This window comes from Leptothrix discophora, from assembly GCF_030705305.1.
Taxonomy (GTDB): domain Bacteria; phylum Pseudomonadota; class Gammaproteobacteria; order Burkholderiales; family Burkholderiaceae_C; genus Sphaerotilus; species Sphaerotilus discophorus.
Genome location: NZ_JAUZEE010000010.1, coordinates 128585 through 143733, shown reverse-complemented (window position 1 = coordinate 143733; position 15149 = coordinate 128585). Strand labels below are relative to the sequence as shown.

10 protein-coding genes are annotated in these 15149 nt (G+C 71.3%); 8 read left to right on the top strand and 2 right to left on the bottom strand.

Annotated features, from left to right (window positions below):
* Positions 1 to 408 precede the first annotated feature (408 nt).
* Complete coding sequence (locus Q8X39_RS17025) at positions 409 to 1089, top strand: DUF302 domain-containing protein (protein WP_305750880.1); 681 nt, start codon at positions 409 to 411, stop codon at positions 1087 to 1089.
* Positions 1090 to 1140: 51 nt separating this feature from the next.
* Positions 1141 to 2637, top strand: a complete 1497-nt coding sequence (locus Q8X39_RS17020; protein WP_305750879.1) for a M20 family metallopeptidase — start codon at positions 1141 to 1143, stop codon at positions 2635 to 2637.
* Positions 2638 to 2664: 27 nt separating this feature from the next.
* Here the strand turns inward: Q8X39_RS17020 and Q8X39_RS17015 are convergent, their stop codons facing one another.
* On the bottom strand, positions 2665 to 3849 hold the full coding sequence (locus tag Q8X39_RS17015) for an AEC family transporter (protein ID WP_305750878.1): 1185 nt from the start codon (positions 3847 to 3849) through the stop codon (positions 2665 to 2667).
* Positions 3850 to 4032: 183 nt separating this feature from the next.
* Here Q8X39_RS17015 and Q8X39_RS17010 point away from each other — a divergent pair, with 183 nt between their 5' ends.
* Entirely contained in the window at positions 4033 to 5505 is a 1473-nt protein-coding gene (locus tag Q8X39_RS17010; RefSeq protein ID WP_305750877.1) for a hypothetical protein, read from the top strand.
* A gap of 31 nt (positions 5506 to 5536) precedes the next feature.
* Here the strand turns inward: Q8X39_RS17010 and Q8X39_RS17005 are convergent, their stop codons facing one another.
* Positions 5537 to 6118: an HD domain-containing protein gene (locus tag Q8X39_RS17005; RefSeq protein WP_305750876.1), complete on the bottom strand. Its 582-nt coding sequence runs from the start codon at positions 6116 to 6118 to the stop codon at positions 5537 to 5539.
* A 76-nt stretch (positions 6119 to 6194) separates the two neighbouring features.
* Between Q8X39_RS17005 and Q8X39_RS17000 the strand changes: the two genes are divergently transcribed.
* The 5 genes from Q8X39_RS17000 to secD all read left to right on the top strand — a co-directional run bounded on the left by Q8X39_RS17000 (position 6195) and on the right by secD (position 15142).
* On the top strand, positions 6195 to 8258 hold the full coding sequence (locus tag Q8X39_RS17000) for an ATP-dependent helicase (protein WP_305750875.1): 2064 nt from the start codon (positions 6195 to 6197) through the stop codon (positions 8256 to 8258).
* A 355-nt stretch (positions 8259 to 8613) separates the two neighbouring features.
* Complete coding sequence (locus Q8X39_RS16995) at positions 8614 to 10491, top strand: S8 family peptidase (protein ID WP_305750874.1); 1878 nt, start codon at positions 8614 to 8616, stop codon at positions 10489 to 10491.
* Between the two features lie 274 nt (positions 10492 to 10765).
* Complete coding sequence (locus tag Q8X39_RS16990) at positions 10766 to 12676, top strand: S8 family peptidase (protein WP_305750873.1); 1911 nt, start codon at positions 10766 to 10768, stop codon at positions 12674 to 12676.
* A 105-nt stretch (positions 12677 to 12781) separates the two neighbouring features.
* Positions 12782 to 13105 carry a preprotein translocase subunit YajC gene (gene yajC / locus Q8X39_RS16985; RefSeq protein ID WP_305750872.1) on the top strand — a complete coding sequence of 108 codons (324 nt, stop codon included), beginning with the start codon at positions 12782 to 12784 and terminating at the stop codon, positions 13103 to 13105.
* Positions 13106 to 13246: 141 nt separating this feature from the next.
* Positions 13247 to 15142, top strand: coding sequence for a protein translocase subunit SecD (secD, locus tag Q8X39_RS16980; RefSeq protein ID WP_305750871.1), 1896 nt, complete (start codon positions 13247 to 13249; stop codon positions 15140 to 15142).
* Positions 15143 to 15149 lie beyond the last annotated feature (7 nt).

The following is a 15149-nucleotide window of genomic DNA, read 5'->3' as shown; positions in this document are numbered from 1 at the left end:
AACAACTGGCCCAGAGGCCGCTCGGGATGCCCGAGCCGGTCCGAGGCTTAAAGATGCAAGGCCGCCGCCCGGACCCGGCGCATTCGTAACGACCTGTGACGTCGGTGCGGCCTGCGCCAGGCCCTCGCAAACGGTTGAAGCCGGCAAAGCCCGATGGACACGGCCATCGCGGCGGCCCGCTCTTGTCTCGACAGCCCTTCGACAGGATCCCGATCCGGCAAATCCGCGCGCCACTTACAGCTGGATACGGGTCTTCCGTGCAGTCCGACACAGGATGACGCCAAGCTGACGGATGGAGGAACCGGCGATCGTCGGACCCCCTCCTGGTCAGCGAAGCAAGCGGCGCCTTTCCGGCGCCGCGCCGTTTCCGAGGCATGCCCGACGCCTGCCACAGACCGGAGGTCACCCATGGTTCGACATCTGCTGTCCCAGACGGCCGACGCAGTCCGCGAGAGCACCCGAGACGGCCACGCGACGCGAGACGCCGCCGGTACCGCCATCCCGTGGCGCAGCTGGCTGACGAGCTGCATGGCCGTGGTGATGCTGGCGGCGGGCGCGATCCGGGTCGAGGCCTACGAGCAGCGCCGCCGCAGCGGCTCGCACGATGCCGCGCGCACGGTCGACCGGCTCAAGTCGGCCGCGTCGGCACATGGCCTGGCGGTCGTCGCGGTGATCCCGATGCCCAGCCAGCATGCCGACCTGGTCGTGCTCGGGCCGCATCCCGGCGAGACGGCGGTGGTCCAGCATGACCATGCCCACGAGCTGACCCACGACCTGGCCCTGCCGCTGGCGCTGCACGTGCGCGCCACCGAGGACGGCCATGCCGAGGTCAGCTTCCACGACCTCGGCATGGCCGGTGCGCAGACCTTGCCGCGCGAGCTGCGCGACGGCCTGGCCGCCTTGCCGGCGCTGGTCGGCACGGCGCTCGGCGAGGCCGATCGGCCACTGGTCGGCCCGGCCGCGCCGCTCGGCCTGCGGCGCAGCGCCGGCCGGGCACTGGGCCTGTCGGGCGACGGCCGTGCCGACGAGCACACCGCCGTCGAGGCCTGGTCGGTCCATGCCCGCGCGAGGGCCCGGCGCGACGCCTAAACTGGACTTCAGGACGGCCGATCCGTGCGCCGTCCCGCAGAGGAGTCCCGCATGAACCAAGTCCTCGACCGGGCGCCGACGCTCGACCTGCAGCGCCTGGCGCGCGAGCTGTCCCTGACCTGGGACGCCGACATCCTGCCCGAGCTGCGCGACTACATCGCCGTGCCGGCCAAGAGCCCGATGTTCGATCCGCAGTGGGCCGAGCATGGCCACATCGACACGGTGGTGCGGCGCGCGGCGGCCTGGGCCGAATCGCGCCGGGTCCGCGGGCTGAAGCTGGAGGTCGTCCGCCTGGTCGATGCCGCCGGGCGGCCGCGCACGCCGGTGATCTTCTTCGAGGTCCCGGCGACCCGGCCCGAGCCTGCTGGCTCGGCTGCACCGACCGTGCTGATGTACGGCCACCTGGACAAGCAGCCCGAGTTCAGTGGCTGGCGCAACGACCTCGGGCCGTGGACGCCCAAGGTCGACGACGACAAGCTCTACGGCCGCGGCGGCGCGGACGACGGCTACGCGATCTACGCCAGCATCGCCGCGATCGAGGCGATCCAGGCCCAGGGCGTCGGCCATCCGCGCCTGGTCGGCCTGATCGAGAGCTGCGAGGAAAGCGGCTCGCACGACCTGCCGGCCTACCTCGACGTGCTGCGCGACCGGCTCGGCGATGTCAGCCTGGTGGTCTGCCTCGATTCCGGTGCCGGCAACTACGAGCAGCTCTGGCTCACGACCTCGCTGCGCGGCAACGTCACCGGCACGCTGCGCGTCGAGGTGATCGAGGAAGGCGTGCATTCCGGCGAGGCCAGCGGCGTCGTGCCGTCGAGCTTCCGCGTGCTGCGCCAGCTGCTGGACCGTCTTGAGGACAGCGCCACCGGCCGCCTGCTGCCGACCAGCCTGCATGCCGAGATCCCGGCCGAGCGCATCGCCCAGGCCCGCGCGGCGGCTGGCCGGCTCGGCGACGCGGTCTGGAAGGGCCTGCCCTGGTCCTGCGGGCTGGACGGCAACCCGGTGCTGCCGACCACCACCGATCCGGTCGAGGCGCTGCTCAACCGCACCTGGCGGCCGACGCTGTCGGTGACCGGCGCGGAAGGCTTCCCGGCCATCGCCAGCGCCGGCAACGTGCTGCGGCCCTGGAGCGCCTTCAAGCTCAGCCTGCGCCTGCCACCGACGGTCGACGGCCCGGCGGCCGGGCGCGAGCTCAAGCGATTGCTGGAACTCGATCCGCCCTACAACGCCCGCGTGACCTTCGTGCCCGACGGTCGCGCCGGGGCCGAAGGCGCGACCGGCTGGGACGCACCCAGCCTGCAGCCCTGGCTGGCGCGCAGCCTGGAGTCGGCCTCGCAGAACCACTTCGGCGCACCGCTGGGCTACATCGGCCAGGGCGGCACGATCCCGCTGATGAACCTGCTGGCACAGGGCTTCCCGAAGGCGCAGATGCTGGTCTGCGGCGTGCTGGGTCCGCGCAGCAACGCCCACGGCCCGAACGAGTTCCTGCACCTGCCCTATGCGCGCCGGCTGACGGCGGCGGTGGCGCAGGTCATCGCCGAGCATCCCTGAGCGCGGCGGCCCGGTGCGCCGCGCCGTTCAGGTCGGCTGCAGCTGGAACAGCCAGGCCAGCACCGGGAAGCTGACGAAGGCCAGCAGCGTCGACCACAGGATGATGCGGGTGACCCGCCCGTTGTCGGCGCCGTAGCGCTCGGCCAGCGGCATCACGCCGCTGGCGCTGGGCAGCGCGGCCACCAGCACCAGCACCGTGAGCTGGAAGCCGCTGAGCGGCAGGCCCAGCGCACGCGCGATCAGGCCACCCACCAGCACCAGCAGCGGGTGCAGCAGCAGCTTGATCATCACCACCGGCAGGACCCGCGCCAGCGGGATGCGGTGCGGTGACCGCGCCTGGTCGTCCAGCACCAGCGGGCCGGCCGCACGTCGCGGCATCGAGGCCCGCCACAGCACCGCGCCGAGGGTGAACAGCGCGACCGGGCTGGCCGCCTCGGCCAGCATCGCGATGACGCGGTCCAGCGGTTCGGGCAACGCCAGGCCGGTCATCGAGACCCCGGCGCCCAGCGCGATCGCCCAAGGCATCGGGCTGGACAGCGAGCCGCGCAGGGCCCGCAGCAGCGTCGCCCGGGTCTCGGCGGCCGGCGACGGTTGCGCCACGTGCGGCAGCGGCCTCGGCGCGGGTGACGACAAGGTCGCCGGCGCGGTCAGCACCGCCAGCCGGGCCTGCGCCGAGGCCTCGGCCGCCATCGCCGGCGGCAGGCTGCTGGTGACCTCGTCATGTCCGTCCACCTCGAAGGGCTGCGGCGGCTGGGTTGGCAGCTCGTGGCGCGACTGCGCGATCGCCAGACACAGCGGACAGGTCAGGAGAAGGTCGACCAGCACGGTCGTGATCGTCGGCCCGGCGGCGGCCGGACCGAGCAGCGCGACCAGCAGCGGCACGCCCATGTAGCCCGAGTTCGGGAAGGCGCCGACCAGCGCGCCGAAGGCTGCGTCCTTCAGGCCGACCGGCGGCTTGAGCGTCACCGCGATCGTGAAGGCGACCAGCAGCAGCGCGCAGCCGGCGTAGATCGCCAGCACGACCGGGTCCAGCAGGTCGCGCCACGGCAAGGACGCGCCGAAGCGGAACAGCAGGCAGGGCAGGGCGAACGTCAGCACGAAGGCGTTCAGGCCGGGCACCGCGTCCAGCGGCAGCAGTCGGCGCCTCGCGGCGAGGTAACCGGTCAGCACCAGCGCGAAAACCGGGACCGTGACCGAAAGGATCGCCTGCATGGGACGCGAGTATCGCCGTGGCATTTGCGAGGGATGGCGTACGGGCAGGTGTATCTCCGGTGGCGTCGTTGCCGGCGTGGCACGGGCGTCACGCCGGGGCTGGCCGAGCGGGACCGCCTCGATACTCCGGCACTTATCCCAAGCGGCCGATGGCGGCCGACCGGGCTGCTGGACGATGCACCGATGACCCTGCCCTTTCGACCGTCGACCCTCGCCCTGCCGCTGGCGGCGCTGCTGCAGGCCACCGTGTTCCCCGCTGCGGCGGCGGAAGGCTGGGCCGCCATCCCGCTGCGTGCCTCGCTGGGCCTCGAACGGGTCGAGCTGCCCGGGCGCGAGGGCATGGGGCTGGTCTCCGGCGCGCTGCTGTTCGAGGCGGCGGACGACTGGTTCGTCGGCCCGGCCGTCTACGGCGCCGCGAGCGGCCAGCGCGGCGGCTTCTTCGTGGGCGGCCTGCAGGTCGAGCGCGATTGGCGGTTCGGCGGTGGCCGCAGCCTGACGGCCGGCCTGTACGCCGGCGGCGGCGGTGGCGCGGCGGCGCCGGTCGGCGGCGGGCTGATGCTGCGACCGGCGCTGACCCTGTGGCAGCGCGTCGGGCCGGGCTGGCAGGCCGGCCTGAGCGCCTCGCAGGTGTCCTTCCCGAGCGGCGACATCCGCAGCCGCCAGCTCGGCGTCGTGCTGGCCTGGGACGGCGTGTTCCGGCACCTGGACGCCACCGCCGGTCCGGCCGGACCGGGCCGCAGCGGGCTGGGCCTGGACCGCATGTCGGGCATGCTGACCGACTACGGCATCGAGACGGCAGCCGGCGCGCGTCGCCGCATCGGCCTGGTCGGCGCGCGGGCCGAGCGGGTCGATGCATCCGGCGCCTGGCGCTGGGGCATCGAGTCGGCTGCCGCCGCACGGGGCGATGCCGCCGGCTACATGGAGATCCTGGCCACTGGCGCGGCCAGCTGGGCGCCGCTGCCTCAGGGCTTGCCGACGCTGCGCGGCAGCCTGCGGCTGTCGGCCGGCCTGGGCGGCGGGGGCTCGGTGCCGACCGGAGGCGGACCGATCGGTCGGCTGGTCGCCGGCTTGCAGGCCAGCCCGGCCGAGGGCTGGACCGTCGGCATCGAGGCCGGCGAACTGCGCGGCCTGGGCAGCCCGCTGCGCGCCCGCGTCGCCGGGGCCTGGCTGGCCTTCGACCTGGAGCGCCCGGACGCCGCCGCCAGCCTGCCGGTGCGCACCGACTGGTCCGGCGCGCTGCTGCGCTACACCGGCGTGCGACGCAACGACGGCCGCACGCTGGCGCTGGACACTGTCGGCCTGAAGCTCAACCGCTACGTTGGCGAGCACGTCTACCTGAGCGGCCAGGCGCACAGCGCCTACGCCGGGCAGGCCGGCGCGTACTCGATCGGGCTGATCGGCGCGGGCGTCTCGGGCCATCCGGTGCCGGGCTGGCAGCTCGGCGCCGAGGCGCTGGCCGGCGCCGCCGGTGGCGGCGGTGTCGCCACCGGCGGCGGGATGCTGATGCAGGGCGTGCTGTGGGCCGGCTGGCAGCCGTCCGGCGGAATCGGCGAGTGGCGCGTCGGCATCGGCCAGGCCCGCACCCGCCAGGGTGGGCTGTCCACGCCGCTGGTCGAGCTGGGCTGGGCCCGGCGCTTCGACCTGGGCGGGCGCTGACGAGGCACCCGTCGGACCGGCCGGGCGACGTTCAGGCGCCGAACAGCCCGCGCGCCTGGGCCTCGGCCAGCCGCGCTTCGAGGTAGTTCCACAGGGCCGGGCAGCCGGCCTGGATCGGCCCGGCGATGCGCGCCACCACGCGGGCGTGGCTGACGCCGTGCTCGCGCCAGCTCTGGCCGTCGTTGGCGAGGTTGAGCAGCACCGGCATGGCGCGGTCGGCGGCATGGGCGTAGCGCGCCTCGGGCGTCTCGGCGGCCTCGAACTCCAGCCACAGCGCCAGGTAACGGGCCGCTGGCTCCGGCGGCAGCAGGCCGAAGATGCGCTCGACCGCCGCGCGCTCGGCCAACTGCTGCGCGGCCCAGTCATGGCCTTCGGCGTAGACCAGCGTGTCGCCGGTGTCGATCTCGCCGATGTCGTGCACCAGCAGCATCGCCACCACCCGGTCGACGTCGACCGGCTCGGCCGCGAGGTGGGCCAGCGACGAGGCCAGCAGCGCGATCTGCCAGCTGTGCTCGGCCGAGTTCTCCTGCCGGTCCAGGCCCAGCGGACGGGTCTTGCGGGTGACCGACTTGAGCCGGTCCAGCTCGAGGATGAAGTCGATGTACGGTTGCATGGTGGCGCCAGCATAGGCGGGCTGCCTATGATCCGCACCCTTTCCACGCTGTTCAACCGCCCCCGCCCGACGCGCCATGGCCGAAGCCCCGTCCACCCTCAACCCCGCCCAGATGGAGGCGGTCAACCACCTGGCCACGCCCTGCCTGGTGCTGGCCGGTGCGGGTTCGGGCAAGACACGCGTCATCACCCAGAAGATCGCCCGGCTGCTGCAGGTCGGCCTGCGCCCGGAGCAGATCGCCGCCATCACCTTCACCAACAAGGCCGCGCAGGAGATGCGCGAGCGGGCCCGCCAGCTGGTCGGTGCGCGGGCGGCGCAGAAGCTGGTGATCGCGACCTTCCACTCGCTGGGCGTGCGCATGCTGCGCGAGGACGGCGCGTCGCTGGGCCTCAAGCCGCAGTTCTCCATCCTCGATGCGGACGACGTGCTGGGCGTGCTGCGCGATGCCGGCGGCACGACCGATGCCGCCGTGGCGCGGCGCTGGCAATGGACCATCAGCCTGTGGAAGAACCAGGGCCTGAACTGGGAACAGGCCGAAGGTGCCGCCCAGGACGCCGACGAGGTCCAGGCCGCGCGCGTCATGAAGCTTTACCACGAGCGCCTGTCGGCCTACCAGGCGGTCGATTTCGACGACCTGATCGGCATGCCGCTGAAGCTGCTGCTGACCAACGACGCCGCGCGGCTCAAGTGGCAGACCCAGCTGCGCCATGTGCTGGTCGATGAATACCAGGACACCAACGCGACGCAGTACGAGATGCTCAAGGCGATCGTCGGCAGCGACGGCGTCTTCACCGCCGTGGGCGACGACGACCAGAGCATCTACGGCTGGCGCGGCGCGACCATCGAGAACCTCAAGCGCCTGCCGCAGGACTACCCGAAGCTCAAGGTGATCCCGCTGGAGCAGAACTACCGCTCGACCGGCGCGATCCTGAACGCGGCCAACAACGTCATCGCGCTGAACCCGAAGATCTTCCAGAAGAAGCTCTGGAGCGAGTTCGGCGAGGGCGAGCCGGTGCGCGTCATCCAGTGCGACCAGGAGGAGCACGAGGCCGAGCGGGCGGTCGCGCGCATCCAGGGCATCCGCGCCAACGCGACCGGCGCCTACACCGGCACGACCGAATGGCGCGACTTCGCGATCCTCTACCGCGCCAACCACCAGAGCCGCAAGCTGGAGGAGGCGCTGCGCAAGGCCCAGATCCCCTACAAGGTCTCTGGCGGCCAGAGCTTCTTCGACCGCGCCGAGATCAAGGACCTGTGCGCCTGGCTGCGCCTGCTGGTCAACCAGGACGACGATCCGGCCTTCCTGCGCGCGGTCACCACGCCCAAGCGCGGCATCGGCCACACCACGCTGGGCGCGCTGGGCGAGTTCGCCGGGCGCTGGAAGGTCAGCCTGTTCGAGGCGCTGTTCCAGGAGTCGCTCGGTGCCGTGCTGGGCGCCAAGGCGATCGGCTCGCTGCACGAGTTCGGCCGCTACGTGAACGACCTGCAGCACAGCGCCCGCCACACCATCGGCGGCGAGGCGGCCAAGCCGATGCTGATGGCCTGGCTCCAGGACATCGGCTACGAGCAGTTCCTCTACGACGGCGAAGAAAACGAGAAGGTCGCCGCCGCGCGCTGGAACAACGTCATCGACTTCATCGACTGGATCGCCAAGCGCTGCGGCGGCCAGATCGAGAACGACGGCGGCATCACCACCGAGACCGAGCGCAAGAGCGTGCTCGACATCGCCCAGTCCATCAGCGTGATCCTCAGCCTGGCCGAACGCGGCGAGGACCAGAACATGGTCACCCTCTCGACGCTGCATGCCAGCAAGGGCCTGGAGTGGCCGCACGTCGTCCTGGTCGGCGTCAACGAGGGGACGCTGCCCTTCAAGCGCGACGAGGAAGACATGACCGTCGAGCGGCTTGAGGAAGAGCGTCGGCTCATGTACGTGGGCATCACCCGCGCGCGCCGCACGCTGCTGGTCAGCACCCTGCTGCGTCAGAAGCGCGGTCGCGAGATCCGCAAGGCCATCCCCAGCCGCTTCATCGCCGAGATGAAGCTCGACGAGCGCACGGCCAAGGAAGACCCGCGCGAGAAGCTCAAGGCGCTGCGCGCCGAGTTCGCCGCCCGCGCGGCCCAGGCCGGCAAGCCGGTCTGAGGTCCGCACGCCGCCTGGCGCACCCCCTGGCAGGCGCTCGGCCTGCTTGTCCCTGATTCCATCAGGGTCAACGAGCCCGGCGGCTGGCCAGGCCCTGGCAATTTTTCGAGCGGTGAACCCTGACCCCACGCGGGGACTGGGTGGGGGAAGGTGCGCTTCTCTGCGGTTGATGCACATCACGTAGCCGTCAACTTCCCCCAGAGATGCAAGGGTCGGCGAGCAATTGGGTCAATTGATTCGAGATGTGCCCAGGTGGGTGTAATGCCCGAAACAGGACGTGTGGAAGCGCACATATCGGGGGTTGCATGGGCAATGAAGTGGGATAAAGTCCCATTCAACAACTCAAGAGGCCCCCATGTCCGCGACTTCCATCACGCTTTCCCGCCGTCGGTCGGTCCGGACCTGGGCGCTGGCGCCCATCGCGGCCTGGTCCCTCTTCGCGCTGGTGGCGATGCCCGCCGCGGCCTTCCAGTCCGACGACGAGGCAGGCCGGCAGGCGCCGCGCGGCGGCCGGGCGGCGGTGGTCGAGGACGAGGGCGAGACCGATCGCCTGATCGTGAAGTACCGCAGCGCCGCCAACCGCGAGGACCTGAGCCTGCGTGCCCAGGACGGCCTGCGCGTGGCTGGCAACCGGGCCGGGCTGGTGCTGGAGCGGGTCCGCAGTGGCCAGGGCGGTCATGTCGTGCGCGCCAGCCGCAAGCTCAAGCTGGCCGAGGCCCGCCGCCTGGCCGAGGACCTTCGCAACGGCGACAACGACATCGAATACGTCGAACCCGACCGCCTGATGCAGGCCCAGTTCCTGCCGAACGATCCGCAGTTCGGCACCCAATGGCACTACACCGATGCCGCTGCCGGCATCCGCCTGCCGCAGGCCTGGGACAAGAGCACCGGCGCAGGTGTGCGCGTGGCCGTCATCGACACCGGCATCCGGGCGCATGCCGACCTGTCCGCCAACCTGTTGCCGGGCTACGACTTCATCACCGACAAGGTCGTCGCCAACGACGGCAATGCCCGCGACAGCGACCCGACCGATCCGGGCGACTGGCGCACCGCCGGCGAATGCGGCACCAACTCGCCGGCCGCCAACAGCAGCTGGCACGGCACCCACGTGGCGGGCACGATCGCGGCCCTGACGAACAACGGCATGGGTGTCGCGGGCGTCGCCCATGGCGCCAAGGTCGTGCCGGTGCGCGTGCTCGGCAAGTGCGGCGGCTACACCTCGGACATTGCCGACGCGATCGTCTGGGCCTCTGGCGGCACCGTCGCCGGCGTGCCGGCCAACCCCTATCCGGCCCGGGTGCTGAACCTGTCGCTGGGCGGCCTGGGCGCCTGCGACATCACCACCCAGAACGCGATCAACAGCGCCCGCAGCCGCGGTGCGGTCGTGGTGGTCGCGGCGGGCAACGCGATGGCGGATGCCTCGCGCTACAGCCCGGCGAGCTGCGCCGGCGTGATCGTGGTCTCGGCCGTCGGCCGCACCGGCGCACTGGCGTCCTACTCGAACTTCGGCACGGTGGTGGACGTCGCGGCCCCAGGTGGCGATGGCACCGCCACTATCCTGTCGACCCTCAACAGCGGCACCACCCGGCCGGGCACCGACAGCTACGCCGGCTACCGCGGCACCTCGATGGCGACGCCGCACGTCGCCGGCATCGTCGCGCTGATGCTGGCCCGCAATGCGGCGCTGACGCCCGACGCCGTCGAGACCCGCGTGAAGAGCAGCGCGGCGGCACGCGGTTTCCCGGTCTCCTGCGCCCAGTGCGGCGTCGGCATCGTCGATGCCAGCGCGGCGATCGACGCTGCCCTGGGCGTTGTGACCGCCAGCCCGACGCCGACCCCGACCCCGACGCCGACGCCGACCACCACGACGGTCGCCGAAGTCGAGCCCAACGAGACCCTCGCGACCCCGCAGACCGTCACCGGCAACCCCGTGCAGGTCAACGCCGCCATCGGCAGCCTGTCCGACGTCGACCATTTCAGGTTCACGATCAACGCCGGCAAGACCCTGGTGCTGACACTGCAGCCGGGCGCCAACTCGGACTTCGACCTGCAGGTCTTCAACAGCGCCGGCACGATGGTCTCGCAGAGCAACAACGGCACCGGCACCGCCGACTCGGTCTCGCTGCTGAACTCGGGCACCGCCGCGATCACCGTGGTCGCCAAGATCGTCTACTACAGCGGCAACGTCGGCACCACGACCGGCGGGGCGTACAGCCTGAAGGCCTCGCAATGAGGACCTGATCGACGCAGCGGGCATCAGCCCGCCCGCGCAAACCCCGCAGGGCGCCCGACGAGGCGCCCTGTTTCATGTCGGAACGGAAGCAACTGCGAGCGCGCGCAGATCGGCGTCCAGTGGCCCGGCTGCAAGTCATGTACGAAGGGGTGAAGGGTGCGTCGATCCGTGACCTTCTGCCGGTCACAGTGGCATCGAACCGTTTCAGGACTCAAGTTGTTCAACGGACATGCCGAACATGGGGATCACAACGATTCCGATGGAGAGAGGTCCCATGAACGCCGCGTCCCCCCCGAATGCCCTGATGCCCTGGGTGGCGACCCTGCGTGACTGGTTCATCGGCATCCTGATCGGCCTGGTCCTGCTGTACGCCGGTGGCGCCTGGGCCATGCAGCGCGACGGCGGCGGGCCGGCCATGCGTGCGGCGGCTGCCGGATCGAACGACGACGGGCCGCCGACCGACCGCCTGATCATCAAGCTGCGCGACGCCCAGGCGGCCGGCATCGCCGACCCGAGCACACGCAACGGCTTCAAGGTGGCCGGCAACCGGGCCGGCGTGCGGCTGTCACGCCTGCGCGGCACCGCACAGGCCGGCGGTCACGTGCTGCAACTCGACCGACGCCTGGACGGTGCGGCGCTGCGTGCGCTGGCCAGCGACATCCGCAACGGCGACAACGCCGTCGAGTACGTCGAGCCCGACCGCATCCTCACGGCGCAATGGCTACCGAACGACCCGTCGTTCCTGACCCAGTGGGATTTCAGCGACCCGATCGCCGGCCTCAACCTGCCGTCGGCCTGGGACGTCGGCCGCGGCAACGGCGTGGTGGTGGCCGTGATCGACACCGGCATCCGGCCCCATGCCGACCTGGCGGGGCAGGTCCTGCCGGGCTACGACTTCATCAGCGTCACGTCCGTGGCCAACGACGGCAACGGCCGCGATGCCGATGCCAGCGACCCGGGCGACTGGGCCCCGGCCGGTGCCTGCGGCGCCGGCAGTCCGGCCAGCAACAGCAGCTGGCACGGCACCCACGTCGCCGGCACGATCGCGGCGGCCACGAACAACGGCGTCGGCGTGGCCGGTGTCGCACCGGGCGCGCGCATCCTGCCGCTGCGGGTGCTCGGCCGCTGCGGCGGCTACACGTCCGACATCGCCGACGCGATCATCTGGGCCGCCGGCGGCACGGTCAGCGGCCTGCCGGTCAATCCGAACCCTGCCAAGGTGCTGAACCTGTCGCTGGGCGGCAGCGGTGCCTGCGACCTGACGACCCAGAACGCGATCAACAGCGCGCGCAGCCGCGGGGCGGTGGTCGTCGTCGCGGCGGGCAACTCGGCGGCGGACGCGCGCAACTTCTCGCCGGCGTCCTGTGCCGGCGTGATCACGGTGGCGGCGGTGGGTCGCACCGGCGCGCGGGCTTCCTATTCCAACTTCGGGTCGGTGGTGGACGTGGCCGCGCCGGGTGGCGACGGGGCCAACGGCATCCTGTCGACGCTCAATGCCGGCACGACCACCCCTGCCGGTGACGTCTACCGCAGCTACGTGGGGACCTCGATGGCGGCGCCGCACGTCGCCGGCGTGGTCGCGCTGATGCGCTCGCGCAATCCGGCGCTGACGCCCGACCAGGTCGAGACGGCGCTGAAGACCAGCGCGGCGGCGCGCGGTTTTCCGCTCGCCTGCAGCCTGTGCGGCAGCGGCATCGTCGATGCGCGCCGCGCGGTCGATGCGGCAGGTGGCACGGCCACGCCGACACCCACCCCGACTCCGACGCCCACCCCAACTCCGACCCCCACGCCGGCACCGGCGCCGGCACCGACCCCAACGGTCACCCAGATCGCCGAGGTCGAGCCCAACAACGCCCTGGGCACCGCCCGGGCCGTGACGGTCTTCCCCTCGCTGGTCAAGGCGACGATCGGCTCCGGCAGCGACACCGACTACTTCCGGATCTCCGTGCCGGCCGGCAAGACCCTGACCGCCACGATGACGCCGAACGCGACCTCGGACTACGACCTGCTGGCCTACAGCGTCAGCGGGATGTTGCTGGCCTCGAGCGTGGCCGGCACCGGCCAGGTCGATCGCATCAGCGTTCGCAACGCGGGCACCGCCGCCGTGACGCTCTACCTGCGGGTGCTGCGCTACGGCGGCCTGACCGGCACCACCGGCACCTACACGCTGTCGCTGGCCCAGTGAGGCGGCGGGCCACCGCCTTGCGGGGCCGGGCTCGGGTTTCACGGTCCTGACCAAGGCTGCGACCTACAATCGAGCGCTTTGTGTCCTGCTCGAGGAGCCCTGAAGGTGTTCATTTCCAACGCGTTTGCGCAAGCCCCCGCCGCTGCCCCCGCTGCCGGCTCATCCCTGATGAGCATGCTGCCGCTGGTGCTGATGTTCGTGGTGCTCTATTTCGTCATGATCCGCCCGCAGCAGAAGCGCCAGAAGGAGCATCGCGCCATGATCGACGCGCTGGCCAAGGGCGACGAGGTCGTCACCTCCGGCGGCCTGCTCGGCAAGGTCTCCAAGGTCGGCGAGACCTACCTGACGATCGAGCTGAACACCGGCGTCGAAGCCCAGTGCCAGCGCAGTGCGGTCGTCCAGGTGCTGCCCAAGGGCACCATCAAGTAAACCGCTGACGACGCGCCGGGCGGGCCGGCCGCTGCGCTCAGGCGCACGGTCCGCGCGACGCCCGGTCGTCCTTTCCAGGCCCGCCACTGGGCCCGTGCCCGCGCCCGCCGCATCCGGGGCCCACGCCCCGAGGACCTGACGATGAACCGTTACCCCCTGTGGAAGTACCTGATCCTGGCCTTCGCGGTCGTGATCGGGTTGCTCTACACCTTGCCCAATTTCTTCGGCGAGGCGCCTGCGGTGCAGGTGTCCAGCGGCAAGGCGACGATCAAGGTCGATGCCGACCTGGTCCCGCGCGTGCGCCAGGCGCTCGAAGGTGCCGGCCTGAAGCCTGACTTCGTGCAGCTGGAAGGCAACTCGGTGCGCGCCCGGTTCGGCGACACCGACACCCAGCTGAAGGCCCGCGACGCGGTCGTGCGCGTGCTCAACCCGGACGCGGCCGACCCGAGCTACATCGTGGCTCTGAACCTGGTGTCGCGCTCGCCGCAATGGCTGACCTCGCTGCGTGCGCTGCCGATGTATCTGGGCCTGGACCTGCGCGGTGGCGTGCACTTCCTGATGCAGGTCGACATGAAGGCGGCCCTGACCAAGAAGGCCGAATCGCTGACCGGCGACCTGCGCACGCTGCTGCGCGACAAGAACATCCGCCATGCCGGCATCGTGCGCAACGGCGAGACCGTCGAGGTCCGCCTGCGCGATGCCGAGGGCCTGGGTCGCGCCACCACCGAACTGCGCGGCGCGCTGCCCGACCTCGTCTGGGTCGAGACCAACACCGGCAGCGAGTTCAAGCTGGCCGGCACGCTCAAGCCCGAGGCCGCCCGCAAGGTGCAGGAACAGGCGCTGCTGCAGAACATCAACACGCTGCACAACCGCATCAACGAGCTGGGCGTGGCCGAGCCGGTGATCCAGCAGCAGGGCATCGACCGCGTGGTCGTGCAGCTGCCGGGCGTGCAGGACGTGGCCAAGGCCAAGGACATCATCGGCCGCACCGCGACGCTGGAGATCCGCCTGGTCGACGACAGCACGGAGGCCCAGGCCGCAGCGACCGGCACCGGCGCGGTGCCCTTCGGCACCGAGCGCTACAACGAGCGCGGTGGCCGTCCGATCATCGTCAAGCGCCAGGTCATCCTGACGGGCGAGAACCTGACCGACGCGCAGGCCGGCTTCGACGAGAACCAGCAACCCGCCGTGCACCTGACGCTGGATGCCCGCGGCGCGCGGATCTTCCGCGACGTCACGCGCGAGAACATCAACAAGCGCATGGCCATCCTGCTGTTCGAGAAGGGCAAGGGCGAGGTCGTGACCGCACCGGTGATCCGCAGCGAGATCGGCGGCGGTCGGGTGCAGATTTCCGGCGCGATGACGCCGGTCGAGTCGGCCGACACCGCGCTGCTGCTGCGTGCGGGCTCGCTGGCCGCGCCGATGGAGATCATCGAGGAACGCCTGATCGGCCCGAGCCTGGGCGCCGAGAACATCGCCAAGGGCTTTGACAGCGTGCTCTACGGCTTCATCGCCATCGCGATCTTCATGTGCGCGTACTACCTGCTGTTCGGCGTCTTCTCGACGCTGGCGCTGGGCGTGAACCTGCTGCTGCTGGTGGCCATCCTGTCGATGCTGCAGGCCACGCTGACCTTGCCGGGCTTCGCCGCCATCGCGCTGGTGCTGGGCATGGCGATCGACGCCAACGTGCTGATCAACGAGCGGGTGCGCGAGGAACTTCGCAGTGGCGCCTCGCCGCAGACGGCCATCCACGCCGGCTACGAGCGTGCCTGGGCCACCATCCTGGACTCCAACGTCACGACGCTGATCGCGGGCGTGGCGCTGCTGGCTTTCGGCTCCGGCCCGGTGCGCGGCTTCGCGGTCGTGCACTGCCTGGGCATCCTGACGTCGATGTTCTCGGCCGTGATGTTCTCGCGTGGCCTGGTCAACCTCTGGTATGGCCGCAAGAAGAAGCTCGCGAAGGTCTCGATCGGCCAGGTCTGGCGCCCCGAAGGCGGCGTCGTGAACCCCGAATCCACCCCGGCCGAACAGGCCTGAACGCGGT

What these genes read in the sequence shown, in the direction of transcription:
- Q8X39_RS17025 (WP_305750880.1), top strand. Translation starts at nt 409, where the DNA reads ATGGTTCGACATCTGCTGTCCCAGACGGCCGACGCAGTCCGCGAGAGC.
- Q8X39_RS17020 (WP_305750879.1), top strand. Translation starts at nt 1,141, where the DNA reads ATGAACCAAGTCCTCGACCGGGCGCCGACGCTCGACCTGCAGCGCCTG.
- Q8X39_RS17015 (WP_305750878.1), bottom strand. Translation starts at nt 3,849, where the DNA reads ATGCAGGCGATCCTTTCGGTCACGGTCCCGGTTTTCGCGCTGGTGCTG.
- Q8X39_RS17010 (WP_305750877.1), top strand. Translation starts at nt 4,033, where the DNA reads ATGACCCTGCCCTTTCGACCGTCGACCCTCGCCCTGCCGCTGGCGGCG.
- Q8X39_RS17005 (WP_305750876.1), bottom strand. Translation starts at nt 6,118, where the DNA reads ATGCAACCGTACATCGACTTCATCCTCGAGCTGGACCGGCTCAAGTCG.
- Q8X39_RS17000 (WP_305750875.1), top strand. Translation starts at nt 6,195, where the DNA reads ATGGCCGAAGCCCCGTCCACCCTCAACCCCGCCCAGATGGAGGCGGTC.
- Q8X39_RS16995 (WP_305750874.1), top strand. Translation starts at nt 8,614, where the DNA reads ATGTCCGCGACTTCCATCACGCTTTCCCGCCGTCGGTCGGTCCGGACC.
- Q8X39_RS16990 (WP_305750873.1), top strand. Translation starts at nt 10,766, where the DNA reads ATGAACGCCGCGTCCCCCCCGAATGCCCTGATGCCCTGGGTGGCGACC.
- secD (WP_305750871.1), top strand. Translation starts at nt 13,247, where the DNA reads ATGAACCGTTACCCCCTGTGGAAGTACCTGATCCTGGCCTTCGCGGTC.